The organism is Kribbella sp. NPDC031520, from assembly GCF_055580825.1.
The window spans coordinates 1,083,280-1,099,762 of sequence record NZ_JBVIKS010000002.1; the positions used below are offsets into that span (position 1 = coordinate 1,083,280).

General features: G+C 68.8%; 15 protein-coding genes. 8 read left to right on the top strand and 7 right to left on the bottom strand.

Going from position 1 to position 16,483, the window contains the following annotated elements; all coding sequences use genetic code 11:
* Positions 1 to 18 precede the first annotated feature (18 nt).
* Positions 19 to 252, top strand: coding sequence for a ribbon-helix-helix domain-containing protein (locus tag ACZ5BU_RS13845; RefSeq protein WP_465698703.1), 234 nt, complete (start codon positions 19 to 21; stop codon positions 250 to 252).
* The gene (locus ACZ5BU_RS13850) at positions 252 to 554 is read left to right on the top strand and encodes a type II toxin-antitoxin system PemK/MazF family toxin (protein WP_387667500.1); all 303 of its coding nucleotides are present in this window, start codon (positions 252 to 254) and stop codon (positions 552 to 554) included. Before ACZ5BU_RS13845 ends, ACZ5BU_RS13850 begins: the two co-directional genes overlap by 1 nt.
* Here the strand turns inward: ACZ5BU_RS13850 and ilvD are convergent.
* A complete protein-coding gene (ilvD, locus tag ACZ5BU_RS13855; protein ID WP_465698705.1) occupies positions 551 to 2,401 on the bottom strand; it encodes a dihydroxy-acid dehydratase in 1,851 nt (616 codons plus the stop codon). The genes ACZ5BU_RS13850 and ilvD overlap by 4 nt on opposite strands.
* Before the next feature lie 120 nt (positions 2,402 to 2,521).
* On the opposite strand from ilvD, the gene ACZ5BU_RS13860 reads away from it, so the two are divergent.
* The 4 genes from ACZ5BU_RS13860 (at position 2,522) to ACZ5BU_RS13875 (ending at position 6,929) form a co-directional block, all read left to right on the top strand.
* Positions 2,522 to 3,541, top strand: a complete 1,020-nt coding sequence (locus ACZ5BU_RS13860) for an SAM-dependent methyltransferase (RefSeq protein ID WP_465698707.1) — start codon at positions 2,522 to 2,524, stop codon at positions 3,539 to 3,541.
* A 35-nt stretch (positions 3,542 to 3,576) separates the two neighbouring features.
* Complete coding sequence (locus tag ACZ5BU_RS13865; protein WP_465698709.1) at positions 3,577 to 4,425, top strand: helix-turn-helix domain-containing protein; 849 nt, start codon at positions 3,577 to 3,579, stop codon at positions 4,423 to 4,425.
* A 10-nt stretch (positions 4,426 to 4,435) separates the two neighbouring features.
* Positions 4,436 to 6,268, top strand: coding sequence for a DNA helicase RecQ (recQ, locus tag ACZ5BU_RS13870; protein ID WP_465698711.1), 1,833 nt, complete (start codon positions 4,436 to 4,438; stop codon positions 6,266 to 6,268).
* A gap of 91 nt (positions 6,269 to 6,359) precedes the next feature.
* Entirely contained in the window at positions 6,360 to 6,929 is a 570-nt protein-coding gene (locus ACZ5BU_RS13875) for a dihydrofolate reductase family protein (RefSeq protein ID WP_465698713.1), read from the top strand.
* Between the two features lies 1 nt (position 6,930).
* On the opposite strand, the gene ACZ5BU_RS13880 is transcribed toward ACZ5BU_RS13875, so the two are convergent.
* Complete coding sequence (locus ACZ5BU_RS13880) at positions 6,931 to 8,058, bottom strand: serine hydrolase domain-containing protein (protein ID WP_465698714.1); 1,128 nt, start codon at positions 8,056 to 8,058, stop codon at positions 6,931 to 6,933.
* A gap of 31 nt (positions 8,059 to 8,089) precedes the next feature.
* Entirely contained in the window at positions 8,090 to 8,959 is an 870-nt protein-coding gene (locus tag ACZ5BU_RS13885; protein WP_465698716.1) for a LysR family transcriptional regulator, read from the bottom strand.
* 101 nt (positions 8,960 to 9,060) lie between these two features.
* Here ACZ5BU_RS13885 and ACZ5BU_RS13890 point away from each other — a divergent pair, with 101 nt between their 5' ends.
* The gene (locus tag ACZ5BU_RS13890; RefSeq protein ID WP_465698718.1) at positions 9,061 to 9,762 is read left to right on the top strand and encodes an SDR family oxidoreductase; all 702 of its coding nucleotides are present in this window, start codon (positions 9,061 to 9,063) and stop codon (positions 9,760 to 9,762) included.
* 1 nt (position 9,763) lies between these two features.
* On the opposite strand, the gene ACZ5BU_RS13895 is transcribed toward ACZ5BU_RS13890, so the two are convergent.
* The gene (locus tag ACZ5BU_RS13895; protein WP_465698720.1) at positions 9,764 to 10,135 is read right to left on the bottom strand and encodes a VOC family protein; all 372 of its coding nucleotides are present in this window, start codon (positions 10,133 to 10,135) and stop codon (positions 9,764 to 9,766) included.
* 120 nt (positions 10,136 to 10,255) lie between these two features.
* Positions 10,256 to 11,755, bottom strand: coding sequence for a DUF3352 domain-containing protein (locus ACZ5BU_RS13900; RefSeq protein WP_465698722.1), 1,500 nt, complete (start codon positions 11,753 to 11,755; stop codon positions 10,256 to 10,258).
* Between ACZ5BU_RS13900 and ACZ5BU_RS13905 the strand changes: the two genes are divergently transcribed.
* The gene (locus tag ACZ5BU_RS13905) at positions 11,750 to 12,229 is read left to right on the top strand and encodes a hypothetical protein (RefSeq protein WP_465698724.1); all 480 of its coding nucleotides are present in this window, start codon (positions 11,750 to 11,752) and stop codon (positions 12,227 to 12,229) included. The two genes, ACZ5BU_RS13900 and ACZ5BU_RS13905, sit on opposite strands and share 6 nt — an antisense overlap.
* Here the strand turns inward: ACZ5BU_RS13905 and ACZ5BU_RS13910 are convergent.
* Together ACZ5BU_RS13910 and dnaE are read right to left on the bottom strand one after the other, a co-directional pair.
* Positions 12,226 to 12,837 carry a hypothetical protein gene (locus tag ACZ5BU_RS13910; protein WP_465698726.1) on the bottom strand — a complete coding sequence of 204 codons (612 nt, stop codon included), beginning with the start codon at positions 12,835 to 12,837 and terminating at the stop codon, positions 12,226 to 12,228. The two genes, ACZ5BU_RS13905 and ACZ5BU_RS13910, sit on opposite strands and share 4 nt — an antisense overlap.
* 23 nt (positions 12,838 to 12,860) lie before the next feature.
* Positions 12,861 to 16,409, bottom strand: a complete 3,549-nt coding sequence (dnaE, locus tag ACZ5BU_RS13915) for a DNA polymerase III subunit alpha (RefSeq protein ID WP_465698728.1) — start codon at positions 16,407 to 16,409, stop codon at positions 12,861 to 12,863.
* Between the last annotated feature and the right edge of the window lie 74 nt (positions 16,410 to 16,483).

Below are 16,483 nucleotides of genomic sequence, written 5' to 3' on the forward strand. Positions count from 1 at the left end.
CGGCGGTATGGTCGTGGTATGAGCAAACAGATCACCGTCCGGTTGCCGGACGACCTGGTCGACTTCATGGACGAGCTCGTCGCCACCGACAAGGCGACGAGCCGGGCGTCCGTGGTCGCCCGGGCGATGGAACGCGAACGCCGCCGCGAACTGGCCACCCGGGACCTCGCCATCCTGAGCGAGCACGGCGGGTACGACGACCTCGAGGGCCTCGCCCCCGCCGCCGCCGGCACCGCCCTCGACCTCGACTGATGCGTCCACTGCACATCGCCAGGCTCGACAAACCCCGACCCGTGGTGGTGCTGACCCGCGAACTCATCCGCCCGCGCCTGACCAACGTGACGGTCGCACCGATCACCAGCACGATCCGCGGCCTGTCCACCGAGGTGCTGGTCGGCCCGGACAACGGCCTGGATCACCCGAGCGCGATCTCCTGCGACAACATCCAGACCATCCCGAAGTCGCAACTCGGCCGGCTCATCGGGTACCTCCACCCCGACCAGGAACCTGCCCTGGCCGAGGCGATCAACCTGGCCTTCGACCTGGAGCTCTAGCCCAGCTTGGACAGGTCCCGGACGGCGCCCTTGTCGGCGCTGGTCGCCATCGCCGCGTAGGTCTTCAGCGCGCTGGACACCTTGCGGTCGCGATCCTTCGGGGCGTAGACGCCGTTCAGCGCCGCATCGCGCGCGGCCAGTTCCTCGTCGGAGACCAGCAGCTCGATCGAACGGTTCGGGATGTCGATCTTGATCCGGTCGCCGTCCTGGACCAGGGCGATCGTCCCGCCGGAGGCCGCCTCGGGCGACGCGTGCCCGATCGAGAGTCCCGACGTACCGCCGGAGAAGCGGCCGTCGGTGATCAGCGCGCAGACTTTGCCGAGCCCGCGGCCCTTCAGGTACGAGGTCGGGTACAGCATCTCCTGCATACCGGGGCCGCCCTTCGGGCCCTCGTACCGGATCACGACCACGTCGCCCGGCTGGATCTGCTTGGTCAGGATCTTCTCGACGGCCTGCTCCTGCGACTCGCACACCACCGCGGGACCCTCGAACGTCCAGATCGACTCGTCCACGCCGGCCGTCTTCACGACGCAGCCGTCGACGGCCAGGTTGCCCTTGAGTACGGCCAGGCCGCCGTCCTTGGAGTACGCGTGCTCGCGGTCGCGGATGCACCCGTTCGCCGCGTCGGTGTCCAGCGTCTCCCAGCGCTCCGACTGCGAGAACGCCGTCGCCGACCGCTTGCAGCCCGGCGCCGCGTGCCACAGCTCGACGGCCTCCGGCGACGGCGAACCGCCGCGCAGGTCCCACGTCTTCAGCCACTCGTCGATCGAGTCGCTGTGCACGGTGTGGACGTTCTGGTTCAGCAGGCCGGCCCGGTACAGCTCGCCGAGGATGGCGGGGATGCCGCCGGCGCGGTGCACGTCCTCCATGTAGTACGTACCCTGCGGGGCGACGTTCGGCGCGACCTTCGACAGACAGGGAACCCGGCGGGACACCGCGTTGATGTCGTCCAGGTCGAAGTCGACCTCGGCCTCCTGCGCGGCGGCCAGCAGGTGCAGGATCGTGTTCGTCGAGCCGCCCATCGCGATGTCGAGGGCCATCGCGTTCCCGAACGCCTCCTTGGTCGCGATGTTCCGCGGCAGCACGGTGGCGTCGTCGTTGTCGTAGTACCGCTTGGTGATCCGGACGACCGTCTCGCCGGCCTTCTCGTACAGCGCGCGGCGGGCGGTGTGGGTGGCCAGTACGGAACCGTTGCCGGGCAGCGACAGGCCGATCGCCTCGGTCAGGCAGTTCATCGAGTTCGCGGTGAACATGCCGGAACAGGAACCGCAGGTCGGGCAGGCGTTCTCCTCGATCCGCAGGATGTCGGCGTCGGAGACGTTCTCGTTGACGGCCTCGGACATCGCGTCGATCAGGTCGAGCTTGCGGACCGTACCGTCGACCAGCGTCGCGCGGCCGGCCTCCATCGGGCCACCGGAGACGAACACGGTCGGGATGTTCAGCCGGAGCGCGGCGTTCAGCATGCCGGGGGTGATCTTGTCGCAGTTCGAGATGCAGACCAGCGCGTCCGCGCAGTGCGCCTCGACCATGTACTCGACCGAGTCGGCGATCAGGTCCCGGGACGGCAGGCTGTACAGCATGCCGCCGTGGCCCATCGCGATCCCGTCGTCGACGGCGATCGTGTTGAACTCGCGGGCGATCCCGCCGGCCGCGTGGATCGCCTCGGACACGATCCGGCCGACCGGGGCCAGGTGGGTGTGACCGGGGACGAACTCGGTGAAGCTGTTCGCCACCGCGATGATCGGCTTCCCGAAGTCCTCCCGGGCTACCCCGGAGGCCTGCATGAGCGCGCGGGCGCCCGCCATGTTGCGGCCGTGGGTGACAGTACGGGACCTCAGAGCAGGCACGACGACATCTCCTTGCTGCTAGTACGTATCTTCCGATACTGCCACGCGAGTCCGGATGGCGGTACGCCGGTCCCGGATGACGGATCCTCCGGTGCCACCCCTGCGCCGTATTTTGAGCCAGTGAGTACATCTGGGGACACTGATCCGCTGGTCCGCTTCGCGTCGGCCGGCGCGGCGCGGAGCACTCTCCAGGCGTGGGCGGACGGCGCGTACGTCCTGCGTCTGCTGACCGCCGTGCGCGACAAGGGCTGGACGGCGTACCTGACCGAACCGCGCTCCAGCGGCGAACTGGCGACGTACTCCGGGCTCGCGCCGGAACGCGTCGCGGACATCGTCGACGTGCTCGAGGCGTACGGCGTGGTCGACCGGAACGACACGACAGTCAGGCTGACGACGGAGTTCGCGGCGCTGTCCGCCGACGACGCGTGGGTCGGCCTCGACGAGTTGCTCGACCGGATCGAGCTGACGACGCGGCTGGTCCCGGCGACCGCCGAGGCCAAGCCGCTGCCACTGACCGAAGCCGATGCGCTGGTCGTCGCCCGCTCGTCCGGCGGCAACTCGACCCATATCACCCGGGCCTTGTTCGACAGGTTGTTCCTGCCCAAGCTCCCCGAACTCGTCGACGTCGTCCGCACCGAGCGGTGGCTCGACGTGGGATGTGGTGTCGCCGGATCGACGTTGACATTGGCCGGCCTGTTCCCCGAACTCAACGCGGTCGCGCTCGAACTCGTTCCCACGGTGGCCGCCGAGACGCGGCGACGCGCCGAGGCTCAGGGAGTGGGCGACCGGTTGGACATCCGGACGACGGACGTACGCGACTTCGACGAGCAGGACGCGTTCGGCGGGGCCTTCTGGGCACAGCCGTTCTTCCCCGAGGCGACCCGCGCCGCGGCGCTGGCGAGGATCCTGCGCGCGCTGCGCCCCGGAGGTCTGCTGTTCCTGCAGGAGATGGAGCCGGTGCCGGACGAGGCTGCTCGGCCCGCGTACACCCTGCGACGGCTGGTCGCCCAGGCACAGGGGATCCCGTTCGGCCGGACCGCCGAGGAGCTGACGGACGAGACCGGGGCTGCCGGGTTCGAGCCGGTGCGGGTGGCGCAGACCGATTTCGGACGGATCGTGATCGTGCGACGTCCGGACTGACCGCAACTGTCGGAGGCCCGTTCTAGCCTGCTCGTATGGGATACGCGACCCGCGCAGTGCACCCAGTGCTGCGGCCGTACGTCGGCGACGTCATCGGGTACTCGTCCGACGCCCCTCCCCCGGAGGTGCACCGTGGGCTGCCCTCGCGTCATCTCACCATCGTCGTCACGCTCGACGAACCGCTGGGCTTCCGATGGCCGGGAGGGCCGGTCGAGAAGCACGACGCGTTGATCGGCGGGCTGCACTCCACCGCCGTGGTGATCGCCGGTACGGCGAGCCGCGCGGGCGTACAGCTGTCGCTCACCCCGGCGGCCGCGCGAACGCTCTTCGGGGTTCCACCCGGTGAGCTCGGCTCCGTGGTCGTGAGCCTCGACGAGATGCTCGGCCGTCGAGCTCGTGAGCTGACCGAGCGACTCCGCGAGGCTTCGGCCTGGGCGGAGCGTTTCGATCTGCTCGAGCGGATGCTGCTGCGGAGGCTCGGCGAGCGTCGGCAAGCGGCAGTCCGGCCGGAGCTCGGGTGGGCCTGGCACCGGTTGTGCGAGTCCAGCGGCGCGATCAGCGTACAGGAGCTGGCGTCGGAGGTCGGCTGGAGCCGTCGCCACCTCACCGACCGCTTCACCGCCGAGTTCGGCCTGGCACCCAAGGTCGCCTCCCGGGTGCTGCGCTTCGAACGCGTCACCGCATACCTGCGCCGGCAGCCGCGCCCTCGGCTCGTCGACGTCGCGGCCGCCGCCGGGTTCGCCGACCAGTCACACCTGACCCGCGAGTTCCAGGCGATCGCCGGCTGCTCGCCGCGCCGGTGGATGGCCGAAGAACTGCCCAACCTGCCGAGTAATCCACAGGCTGCGGCGATCGCGCCAGCATCGCCGGCCGGATCTCACTAGACTCGCCGGGGTGAGTGAGACGACCGAGTTGCCCGATTCCGAAGCTCTTCAGGTCCTCCGGCGGGTGTTCGGGTACGAGTCCTTCCGAGGCGAGCAGGCCGACATCATCGAGACCGTGGTGTCGGGCGGTGATGCGCTGGTGCTGATGCCGACCGGCGGCGGCAAGTCGTTGTGCTACCAGATCCCCTCGCTGGTGCGGTCCGGGGTCGGCGTGGTGATCTCACCACTGATCGCGTTGATGCAGGACCAGGTGGACGCGCTGACCGCGCTCGGTGTACGGGCCGGTTTCCTGAACTCGACGCAGGACTTCGAGCAGCGGCGTGAGGTGGAGCAGGCGTTCCTCGCGGGCGAGCTCGACCTGTTGTACCTGGCGCCGGAGCGGTTGCGGGTCGAGGCGACCGTACGGCTCCTCGACCAGGGCAAGATCGCGCTGTTCGCGATCGACGAGGCGCACTGTGTTTCGCAGTGGGGGCACGACTTCCGGCCCGACTACCTGATGCTGTCGGAGTTGCACGAGCGCTGGCCCGACGTACCGCGGATCGCGCTGACCGCGACGGCGACCGAGGCGACGCACCAGGAGATCGCGACCCGGCTGAACCTGTCGCAGGCGAAGCACTTCGTCGCGAGCTTCGACCGGCCGAACATCCAGTACCGGATCGTCCCGAAGGACAACCCGCAGCGGCAACTGCTCGACCTGCTGCGCACCGAGCACGCGGGCGACGCCGGCATCGTGTACTGCCTGTCCCGCAACAGCGTCGAGAAGACCGCGGCTTTCCTCACCCAGAACGGCATCGAGGCCGTGCCGTACCACGCCGGCCTGGACAGCCGGACCCGCGCCGCGAACCAGGCGCGGTTCCTGCGCGAGGACGGGCTGGTCGTGGTCGCGACGATCGCGTTCGGGATGGGCATCGACAAGCCGGACGTCCGGTTCGTCGCACATCTCGACCTGCCGAAGTCCGTCGAGGGCTACTACCAGGAGACCGGCCGCGCCGGGCGGGACGGTCTGCCGTCCACGGCCTGGCTGGCGTACGGGCTGCAGGATGTCGTACAGCAACGCAAGATGATCGACACCTCCGAGGGCGACCTCGCGCACCGGCGGCGGCTGAGCTCGCACCTCGACGCGATGCTCGCGCTGTGCGAGACCGTACAGTGCCGCCGCTCGCAGCTCCTGGCGTACTTCGGCCAGCACGGCGAACCCTGCGGCAACTGCGACACCTGCCTGACGCCGCCCGAGTCGTGGGACGGCACGATCGCGGCGCAGAAGCTGCTGTCGACGGTGTACCGGCTGCAGCACGAGCGCGGGCAGAAGTTCGGCGCCGGGCAGCTGATCGACATCCTGCTCGGCAAGGAGACCGACAAGGTCAAGCAGTTCCGGCACGACCAGCTGACCGTCTTCGGGATCGGCACCGAGCTGAAGGACCCCGAGTGGCGCGGCGTCGTACGGCAACTGCTGGCGCTGCGACTGCTCGCGGTCGAGGGCGACTACGGCACGCTCGTGCTGACGGAGGACAGCGCCGAGGTGCTCGGCCGGCGGCGCGAAGTGATGATGCGCCGCGAGCCCGAACGGGTCCGGTCTTCGAGCAGGTCGTCGAGCGGCAAGAAGGCGGCGGCCGACCTGCCGCCGGAGGCCGCGCCGGTGTTCGAGCGGTTGCGTGCCTGGCGGGGCGCCGTCGCGAAGGAGCAGGGCGTACCGGCGTACGTCATCTTCCACGACGCGACGCTGCGCCAGATCGCCACCGACCTGCCGTCCTCGCTGGCGGAGCTGGGCCGGATCAGCGGCATCGGCGAGAACAAACTCGCGAAGTACGGCGACGGAGTCCTGGAGGCACTCGCCGGGGACTGATAGCTGGCAGGGTGTCGATTCGGGCGCCGGTCCTTCGACGCGTAATCGGAGGATGCGGACCGACCGCGTCCCCTTGACCGGGAGGATGCTGATGTCCGCATCAGTGCTGTTGATGTCGATGTCCGCCGACGGCTACATCGCCGGACCGGACGACCGGCCGGGCAACCCCGGCGGCGACGACTTCATGCGCCTGCACGAGTGGTACCAGAACGCCGACGGCGAGTTCGGCCGCCCCGAGGGCGAACCCGGCATGATCTGGGACGAGCTGCACGCCACCGGAGCAGTTGTCGTCGGCCGTCGTACGGCGGAACAGGTCGACTACTACGGCGGCAACCACCACGGCGTACCGATCTTCGTCCTCAGCCACAACCCGCCGTCGATCCCCTACGAGCAGGTCCACTTCGTCAACGACATCGAAACCGCCATGTCCCAGGCAAAGGCCGCCGCCGGCGACAAGGACGTCCTGGTCCACGGCGCGGTCACCGCCCGATCAGCACTCGAAGCCGGCGTCCTCGACGAACTCCAGCTCAGCCAGGTGCCGGTGTTGTTCGGCGGCGGGATGCGGCTGTTCGACGTCCTCCCCCACCGCATCGAGCTCGAGATCGCCCGGGTCATCGACACCCCGAGAGCAACCCACATCCGCTACCGCGTCCGCCGCTGACTCAGCCGAGCAAGGGGGCGACGGCGTTGGTCAGATCGGTCATGCGGCGGTCGATGCTGCGGGTGCCGTTGGCCAGGATCAGGGCGATCGAGACTCGCTTCGTGGGGATGACGATCAGCAGGCTGGTGTGGTCGGGCATGTCGCCGCGGTGGCCGTAGGCCCCGCCCAGGCCGAACTGCTGGGTGAACAGCATGGTGCCGAGGCCGTACGGGCCGTCGCCGTCGGTCATCTGGTTGACGAGGTCGGCAGGGATCACGCGGCCGCCATACAGTTGGTAGCCCCAACGAGCTACCGTCGGCGCGTCGGCTGCCAGGCCGCCGGGTGCGGCGGCGAGGCTGGCGAAGGCTCGGCACGGTAGGTATCCGTCCGGCGCTCCACAGGCCTGGTCGTTGTCGACGGCCGCCGGCGGTTGGGGTTTCTCACCGTCTTGGAAGGCGGCGTGCTGCAAGCCGGCCGGTGTGGCAAGGTCTCGGCGGAGCGCTACGGCAAGCGGAAGTCCGGTTAGTTTCTCGATCAGCATTCCGAGCAGCACGTAGCTCGGGTTGCTGTAGTTGTAGGCCTTTCCCGGCTCCCCGAGGTGTCCCTCGACGAAATCCAGCGACTGCGCGAGCGTCCAGTGCTTGCCCGGCGCCGCGGCCGCCGCGTGATCCATCCGCTCGAAGTCGGCGGGTTGATAGTCCGGTACGGCGGCCGTCATCGCCAGGTACTCCCGTACGGTCGCGTCGTTCGCGGACAACCGGTGCGGGACGTACCGCGACAGCGGCAACTCGAGGTTCACCTTGCCCTTGCTCGCGAGCAGCATCACCTCGGCCGCGATGAACGTCTTCGTGATGCTGGCGACGGCCATGCTCGTGTCGGGACGCAACGGCGTACCGCGGCTGTCCGTACCGACGGCGCCCGACCAGGTCCAGTGATCAGTGACCACGGCAGCCGTCGCACCGCGCGAACCGGACGGGCTGTCCGGGAACTCGACGATCTGGTCGAGCGCGGCCTGCAACGCCTTCGCCTTGTCGGGCGCGAGGACCTCCGTACTCGGTGCCGGGAAGCCGGCAGGCGTCTGCGGCGCGGGTACCGGTACCTCTCCCCCACCAGAGCACCCCACCAACGCAATCACCAGAAGGGCGGTCACGCTCCACCTCATCCTCCGATGATCGCACCGACTACGGCGTCCACATCACCGTTGGAGCGAGATCCGCGAACTCGTGCAGCAGCCGCGAACGGCGGGTCGCGATCCAGGCGAGGCAGACGGTGTTCGGCGCAAGGTTGTCGACCGGAACCGTGACGACGTCGTGGCGCTGGTAGAACGTCGCGACGGTCTGCGGCACGATCGAGATGCCGTGACCGGCGGCGACGTGTTCGAGTTTCTCCTCGACGCTGCGCATCACCGGCACCGGTTTCGCCGTACGGGTGCGGAGTTCGACGGCGATGTCGCGCCATTCCGGTACGGCGTCCGGGTCCTGCAGCAGGTGCTCGTCGGCGAGGTCGGTGATGTCGACGACCGGCTTGCCGGCCAGGCGGTGATCGGCCGGCAGCATCGCGACGCGGGGCTCGTCGAACAGGTGCCGGACGGTGAGGCCGGACTGGTCGATCGGCAGCCGGACGACACTGACGTCGACCCGGCCGTCGTGCAGTACGTCGACCTGGTCGTCCCACGTGGTCCGGATCAGCTCGATCTCCAGCCCCGGATGCGTGGCACCGAACGCGCGGACCGCCTCGGTCACGGTCAGTCCGGGCATGAACCCGATCGTGAACGTCTTCGCCCCGCGGGCCGCCCGTGCAACCCGGCGCCGGGTCGCGTCCGCCGACGCCAGCAGCGGGCGGGCGTCGTCGAGCAACTGGCGGCCTGCCGCGGTCAGCTCAGTCGTTCGTTTGGTACGGACAAACAGCTGCGCCCGGAGCTCGTCCTCGAGCGCGCGGACCTGCCGGGACAGCACCGGCTGCGCGATGTGCAGGCGCTCCGCCGCGCGGCCGAAGTGCAGTTCCTCGGCGACGGCGACGAAGTACCGGAGTTTGCGGAGATCGAGGTCCATAATACCTTCAGGGTATTACAGCGGCGGGAACAGGTCTTGGACGCGCCGGGCAGTACGGCCGCATCGTGGAAGGCGAAATCCCTACCACGAAAGGCAGTTCCGTGACTCTGCAGGACCAGCGCGTCGTCGTCCTCGGTGGTACGTCGGGTATCGGCCTGGCCACCGCCCGGCTCGCCGCCGACCAGGGCGCGAGCGTGATCGTTGCCTCCAGCAACCCATCGTCGGTGCAGCGGGCGCTGGCGGTACTCCCCTCGTCGGCGGCCGGGCAGGCCGTCGACCTCACCGGCTCCGCTGCTGTCGCGGCGTTCTTCGCCGGGCTCGACCCGTTCGACCACCTGGTCTTCACCGCCGGCGAGGCGCTGACGTTCCTGGAGGTCCGCACCATGGACCTCGCCCAGGCGCGGCAGGCGTTCGAGCTGCGGTACTTCGGTGCGCTCGGCGCGGTGAGTGCCGCCGTACCGCGGCTGCGCCCCGGTGGTTCGATCGTACTGACGACCGGCGCCGCCGGCGACCGCCCCGGACCGGGCTGGTCGGTCGCCGCCAGCATCTGTGGCGCGGTGGACTCGCTCGTCCGCGCGCTCGCCCTCGAACTCGCCCCGCTGCGCGTCAACGCGGTCAAACCCGGCGTCGTCCGTACGCCGATGTGGCGGGACGCGCTCGACTACGAGGAGACCGCCGGTCACCTCCCGGTCCAGCGGGTCGGCGAACCCGAGGACATCGCCGCCGCCTACGTGTATCTGATGAACCAGCCGTACGCGACCGGCTCGATCGTCAGCGTCGACGGCGGACACGTCCTCGTCTGAGTCAGACCTGGGAGATGTAGAGGCGGTTGCCGTCCTGGTCGCGGAGGCTGAACATCGGCGGGACGCCCGGCCACTCGAGCAGCTCGTCGGTGTCGACGCCGATGTCGAGGAAGTGCTGGTGGGCGGCCTTCGCGTCCGGGCTGCCCATCCGGATCCCGGTGTCGACCCCGGCCGGGTTGCCGTCGCTTGCCGGGACCAGCGCGATGGTCGCGCCGCCACCCGCCGGTCCGACCACGAGCCACCGGCCACCGAACTGCGGCAGCGGCACGTCCAGCTGTACTTCGAAGCCGAGCGTGCCGGTGTAGAACGCCAACGCGCGGTCCTGGTCAGTCACCGGTACGCCGACGGTCCGGATCTCGCTGATGTGGTTCATGGTGATGCTCCTCTCGGGGGATGCTTTCACCCAGAGGTAGAAGCCACCTCGGCGTTTTCGACATCGTCCACAAAAGAAAAACCCCGGACCGCCTGGTCCGGGGTTTTGCTGGGTTGCCGCTTACTTCGCGACGACCCGAATCGTGTACTCGGCCTCGCCGTCACCCGTCGAGCGGGCGACGATGCCGGCCGACTTCAGCGCGGACAGGTCCTTGTCCTCGCCGAACCGTTGGCTGAAGGCGCCGAGCGCGTCGAAGTCGACGTACCCCATCATCACCGCGCCCTTGGTGTCCGGCAGCGCCTGCTTGAAGCCGTCCGTCGAACCCAGGTTGCCGCCCTTGAGCACCTGCTCGGCGTAGTCCTTGCTGGTCGCGACGACCAGCGAGTCGCCGTCCTTCGCGGTCTCGATCGGGATGTTCGCCGAGGACCGTTCGTGCAGCAGCGTGGTCAGCTTCTGCACCACCGGCTCCGCCTTCGACGGGTCGGTCTCCATCCGGAGCGCGACCTTCGGGCCGCTGTCGGTCTCCTTGTCGATCACGGCCGCGACGTTCTTGCCGGCCAGCGTCTTCAGGTCGTCCGGCAGCTTCAGGCCGGTCTGCTCGGCGATCTGGTCGATCATCGGCTGCAGCTTGTCGCCACCGGTCTTCTGGATCTGCGTCCAGGCGGCGTCGATCAGGCTGTCGCCACCGGAGATCGCGATCGCACCGGCGGTGCTGTCCGGCAGCTTGGTGACCAGATCACCGGCGTCGGCCGAGCCCACCTTGACGCTCTTGTCGCTGTGCGCGATGCCCTTGAGTTCGACGTACGACGAGTCGAACCGCAGCGCCACCGCGGCGCTGGCGTCGCCGAGCCCGGCCAGCTGGCCGGCGTCGACCTTGCCGCTCAGCGACGCGATCGCCTTCATGTCCGCCCAGGCCGACACGAAGCCCTGCTCGCCGAGCTTGTCCATGTCCGCCTTGTACTTGGCGTTGTTGCTCAGCGGGTTGTCCTTGGCCGCGGCCACGGCCGAGTCGACGGTCGCCTGGTCCTCGCCGAGGATCATGTAGCCGTCGGTGAACGCACGGCCCGGCTTGTCGTCCTCCTTGGCGAGGAGCTTGTCCATGCCCTTGTTCGCGGCGTCCTGGTCCTTGATCTGGACGGCGACGATCGGAATCGGCGAGCTCTTGCCCTCGGCCGGCGGCAGCGCGGCGAACCCGGCGCGGTCACCCAGCCACGGCTTGATGTCCTTGGCGTAGTCGACGTCCGCGAGGTCGTCGCCGGCCGACTTCTTGATCTGCTCGAACAGCTTCTGCCGCAGGTCGTCCTTCTCGCCGGTGAGACCGAGGTTGTTCTTCACCGACGGGAACTTCATCAGGAACCGGATCGCGTTGACCTTCTGGCCCGCGGACGGGTTCAGGTCCACGCGGGCGTAGCCGACAGCGGTGCCGGGCAGCACGTCGGCCGGCTGCTTACCGCCGCCGAGCTTGGCGTACGCGAAGATGCCGCCGCCGGCCACCACCAGCACCATCGCGAGCGCCGCGACGATCGGGATCAGCTTGCCGCGCTTCTTCTTCGGCTCCGGCTGCCACTGCTGCGGCCCGCCGTACCCCGGCCCCTGCGGCGGCTGCCCGCCGATATGCATCTGCTCGTACGACCCCTGCCCCGGCTGGCCGTGCTGCTGACTACCCTGCCCGGCCTGGCCGTACTGCGGACCGCCTTGCCCGGGCTGGCCGTACGGCTGGCCGCCCTGCCCGTACTGCGGGCCGCCAGGCTGCGGCGTGCCGTACTGCGGTCCACCGTGCTGGGGACCACCGTGCTGAGGAGCGGGACCACCGTGCTGCGGCTGGCCGTACTGCGGGCCACTCGGTTGCGGCCGCCCTTGCTGCGGACCGCCGTACGGCTGACCCTGCTGCGGGTGACCCTGCTGCCGGTTGGGGCCTTGCGGGTTGGGGTGCTGCGGACCGTTGTGCGGCTGGCCCTGCGGACCCTGCTGAGGGCGGATGTTCTGCGGCTGTTGCTCGCCACCGGGACCTGGGTACCTCGGCGGCTGGTTCTGGTCGGACATATGCTCCCTCGCTGGCTCCGGTGGCCTCACCGCCGGACCAACAAAGGCTAGTGGACCGGCGGTCCAGATTCTGACGCAGCAGGTTGCGGAGTGGTTGCAACCGGCTCGGCCCGCCAGGACGCGGCTGCGATGACCGCGCACACCAACGCCGCGCCGACCAGCCAGGACGCCGCAGGCGTCCAGGTGTGCAGCTCGAGCGGCGCCGCGACCAGGTCACCCGGGTGCGCCGCCCGCAGCCGCGCGTCCAGCGGATCGTGCCCGAGCAGCATCCCGACGCCCCACGACACACCCGACCCGAGACACGCCCCGAACGTCACGATCGCCACCGACCACGGGCCGTAGTTCCGCAGCCACCAGAACAGCGCGGCACCGAGCACCACCGCACCGGCGAACCCGATCGCGGTGAACGTCCCGTCCGGCCCGAAGATCCGCGTCATCTGCTCCTCGCCCAGCGACCCACCGCGATCGTCCACGGTGTACTCCGCCAACGGCGAGAACTGCTGCCACGCCCACCCGGCAACGACGCCCGCCACCAGGAACACCACCACCGTCACCACCACCGCCTTGGCCCAAGGCATCCGCGGCTCCGCCACCCCGAGCGGACCACCCGACCCCGACACCCCAGAAGGCAAAGACTGCGACGACTCCGGTTGACTCACGACGCCAGTGTGACGCATGGCTGTCAGCTCGCCAGGCAGGAGGGGCCGAGGAGGGCTTTGAGGTCGGCCATCAGGGAGGACGTGGGGGTGACGCGGAAGCGGTCGCCGATGCGCATGACGGTGGTTTTCTGGCGGGCCTGGAGGCGGAGGTGGACCTCGGTCATGCCGGGGTGGGACTGGAGGATGTCGCGGAGCGAGTCGACGACCGGCGGGGTGCAGCGGTTGACCGGCATGGTGAGGACGACCGGACCGCTCGGGCCTTCAGTGAGGTCGGGGACGACGACCTCGTCGCCGCTCAGCTCCAGGCGGTCCTCGCGGCGGCGGACGCGGCCCTTCATCAGGACGATCGCGTCGTTGGTGAGCAGGTGCGCGTGCAACTGGTACGCCGAGGAGAACATCATCACCTCGATCGAACCTTCGAGGTCCTCGATGGTGACGATCGCGTAGATGTCGCCGCGCTTGTTCACCTTCCGCTGGACCCCGGTGACCAGGCCGCCGATCGTGACCCGGCTGCCATCCGGCCGGTCCTCGTCGGCGAGCAGCTGACCGATCGTGCAGTCCGAACCGTTGGTGAGCACGTGCTCGACGCCGAACAGCGGGTGGTCGGACACGTACAGACCGAGCATGTCGCGCTCGTGCGCCAGCTTGGTCGCCTTGTCCCACTCCTCGATCTCGGGAACGGTGACGGTGAGCCGGCTGTTGCCCTCGCCCTCGTCCGCGTCGTCGTCACCCATCGAGAACAGGTCGAACTGACCGTGCGCCTCGTTCCGCTTCAGGTCGATGGCCTCGTCGACGGCCTGCTCGTGCACCGCGACGACCGCACGCCGGGCGTGCCCCATCGAGTCGAACGAGCCGGCCTTGGCCAGCGACTCGATCACGCGCTTGTTGCAGACCGGCAGCGAGACCTTGTCGATGAAGTCGACGAAATCGGTGAACCGGCCCTTCTCCTCGCGGGCCACGACGATCTCGGCGACCACGTTCACGCCGACGTTGCGGATCGCGGACAGGCCGAAGCGGATGTCGGTACCGACCGGGGTGAAGTTCGAGTCGGACTCGTTGACATCCGGCGGCAGCACCTTGATGCCCATCCGGCGGCACTCGTTCAGGTAGATGGCCATCTTGTCCTTGTCGTCCTTCACGGACGTCAGGACGGCGGCCATGTACTCCGCCGGGTAGTTGGCCTTCAGGTACGCCGTCCAGTACGAGACCAGGCCGTACGCCGCCGAGTGCGCCTTGTTGAACGCGTAGTCGGAGAACGGGACCAGTACGTCCCAGAGCGCCTTGATCGACTGCTCGGAGAAGCCGTTCGCCTTCATGCCCTCGGAGAAGCCGACGTACTCCGCGTCGAGCACCTCGCGCTTCTTCTTGCCCATCGCCCGGCGGAGCAGGTCCGCCTTGCCGAGCGTGTAGCCCGCGAGCTGCTGGGCGATCGCCATCACCTGCTCCTGGTAGACGATCAGACCGTAGGTCGTCCCCAGGATCGGTTCCAGCGCGACCGCGAGCTCGTCGTGCGGATAGCTGATGTCCTGCTGCTTGTTCTTCCGCAGGGCGTAGTTGGTATGGCTGTTCGCACCCATCGGACCCGGGCGGTACAGCGCGCCGACCGCGGAGATGTCCTCGAAGTTGTCCGGGCGCATCAGCCGCAGCAACGCCCGCATCGGGCCGCCGTCGAACTGGAACACGCCGAGCGTGTCACCGCGGGCGAGCAGCTCGTACGTCGGGCCGTCGTCCAGCGACTTGGCCAGCTCGTCGAGGTCGAGCTTGATCCCGCGGCTGGCCTCGACGTTCTTGACCGCGTCGTCCATGATCGTCAGGTTCCGCAGACCCAGGAAGTCCATCTTGACCAGGCCGAGCGTCTCGCAGCTCGGGTAGTCGAACTGGGTGATGACCTGGCCGTCCTGCTCGCGGCGCATGATCGGGATCAGCTCGATCAGCGGCTCGCTGGACATGATCACACCGGCCGCGTGCACACCCCACTGGCGCTTCAGGTTCTCCAGGCCGCGGGCGGTGTCGACGATCTTGCGGACGTCGGCGTCGGCCTCGTACAGCGAGCGGAACTCGGTGGCCTCGGAGTACCGCTTGTGGGTCGAGTCGAAGATGCCCGACAGCGGGATGTCCTTGCCCATCACCGACGGCGGCATCGCCTTGGTGATCCGGTCGCCCATCGCGAACGGGTAGTCCAGCACCCGGCCGGCGTCCTTGATCGCCTGCTTGGCCTTGATCGTGCCGTAGGTGACGATCATCGCGACCCGGTCGTCGCCGTACTTCTCGGTGACGTAGCGGATCACCTCGGGGCGGCGGCGGTCGTCGAAGTCGACGTCGAAGTCCGGCATCGACATCCGCTCAGGGTTCAGGAAGCGCTCGAAGATCAGGCCGTGCTGGAGCGGGTCCAGGTCGGTGATCTTCATCGCGTACGCGCACATCGAGCCCGCGCCCGAACCACGGCCGGGGCCGACCCGGATGCCGTTCTTCTTGGCCCAGTTGATGAAGTCGGCGACCACCAGGAAGTACCCGGCGTACCCCTTCGAGACGATGACCTCGATCTCGTACTCGGCCTGCTTGCGGACGTGGTCCGGGATGCCGCCCGGGTAGCGGTGGTGCAGACCGGTCTCGACCTCGGAGACGAACCAGGACTCCTCGTTGTGACCCTCGGGGCAGGGGAAGCGCGGCATGAACCGGCCCTCGCCCTCGGTGAAGCTGACGTCGCACTGCTCGGCGATCAGCAGCGTGTTGTCACACGCCTCCGGGAAGTCCTTCCACACCTCGCGCATCTGCGCCGGTGTCTTCAGGTAGAACTGGTCGCCGTCGAACTTGAACCGGTTCGGGTCGGATAGCGTCGAGGCCGACTGGACGCACAGCAGCGCCGCGTGCGCGGTGGCGTCGGCCTGGTGCGTGTAGTGCAGGTCGTTGGTCGCGACCAGCGGCAGGTTCAGCTCCTTCGCCAGCCGCAACAGGTCCTGCTGCGTCCGCCGCTCGATGTCGATCCCGTGGTCCATCACCTCGCAGTAGAAGTTCTCCGCGCCGAAGATGTCCCGGAACTCCGCCGCTGCCTCGACGGCCTCCTTGTACTGCCCGAGCCGCAGGCGGGTCTGCACCTCACCGCCCACGCATCCGGTGGTCGCGATCAGGCCCTTGCCGTAGGTCTGCAGCAGCTCGCGGTCCAGCCGCGGCTTGAAGTAGTAGCCCTCGAGGCTGGCCAGCGACGACATCTTGAACAGGTTGTGCATTCCGCTGGTGTTCTTGGCGAGCAGCGTCATGTGCGTGTACGAACCGCCGCCGGAGACGTCGTCGCCGCCGCTGCTCGCGTCACCCCACTTGATCCGCTTGCGCTCGGTGCGGTGGGTCTGCGGCGTCAGGTACGCCTCGACGCCGATGATCGGCTTCACGTCGTACTTCTTCGCGGTCTTCCAGAACTCGTACGCCCCGAACACGTAGCCGTGGTCGGTGGTCGCGAGCGCCGGCATCCCGGCCTCCTGGGCGGTCTTGAACAACTCGTCGATCCGCGCGGCGCCGTCCAGCATCGAGTACTCCGTGTGCACGTGGAGATGCACAAAACTGTCGCTGGACGCCATATCGACGCAGACCTCCCGGGGCGCGGACCAAAGGTGACTGGAGCAGCCTAGTTCGGCCCTCGGACAGTTTCCGA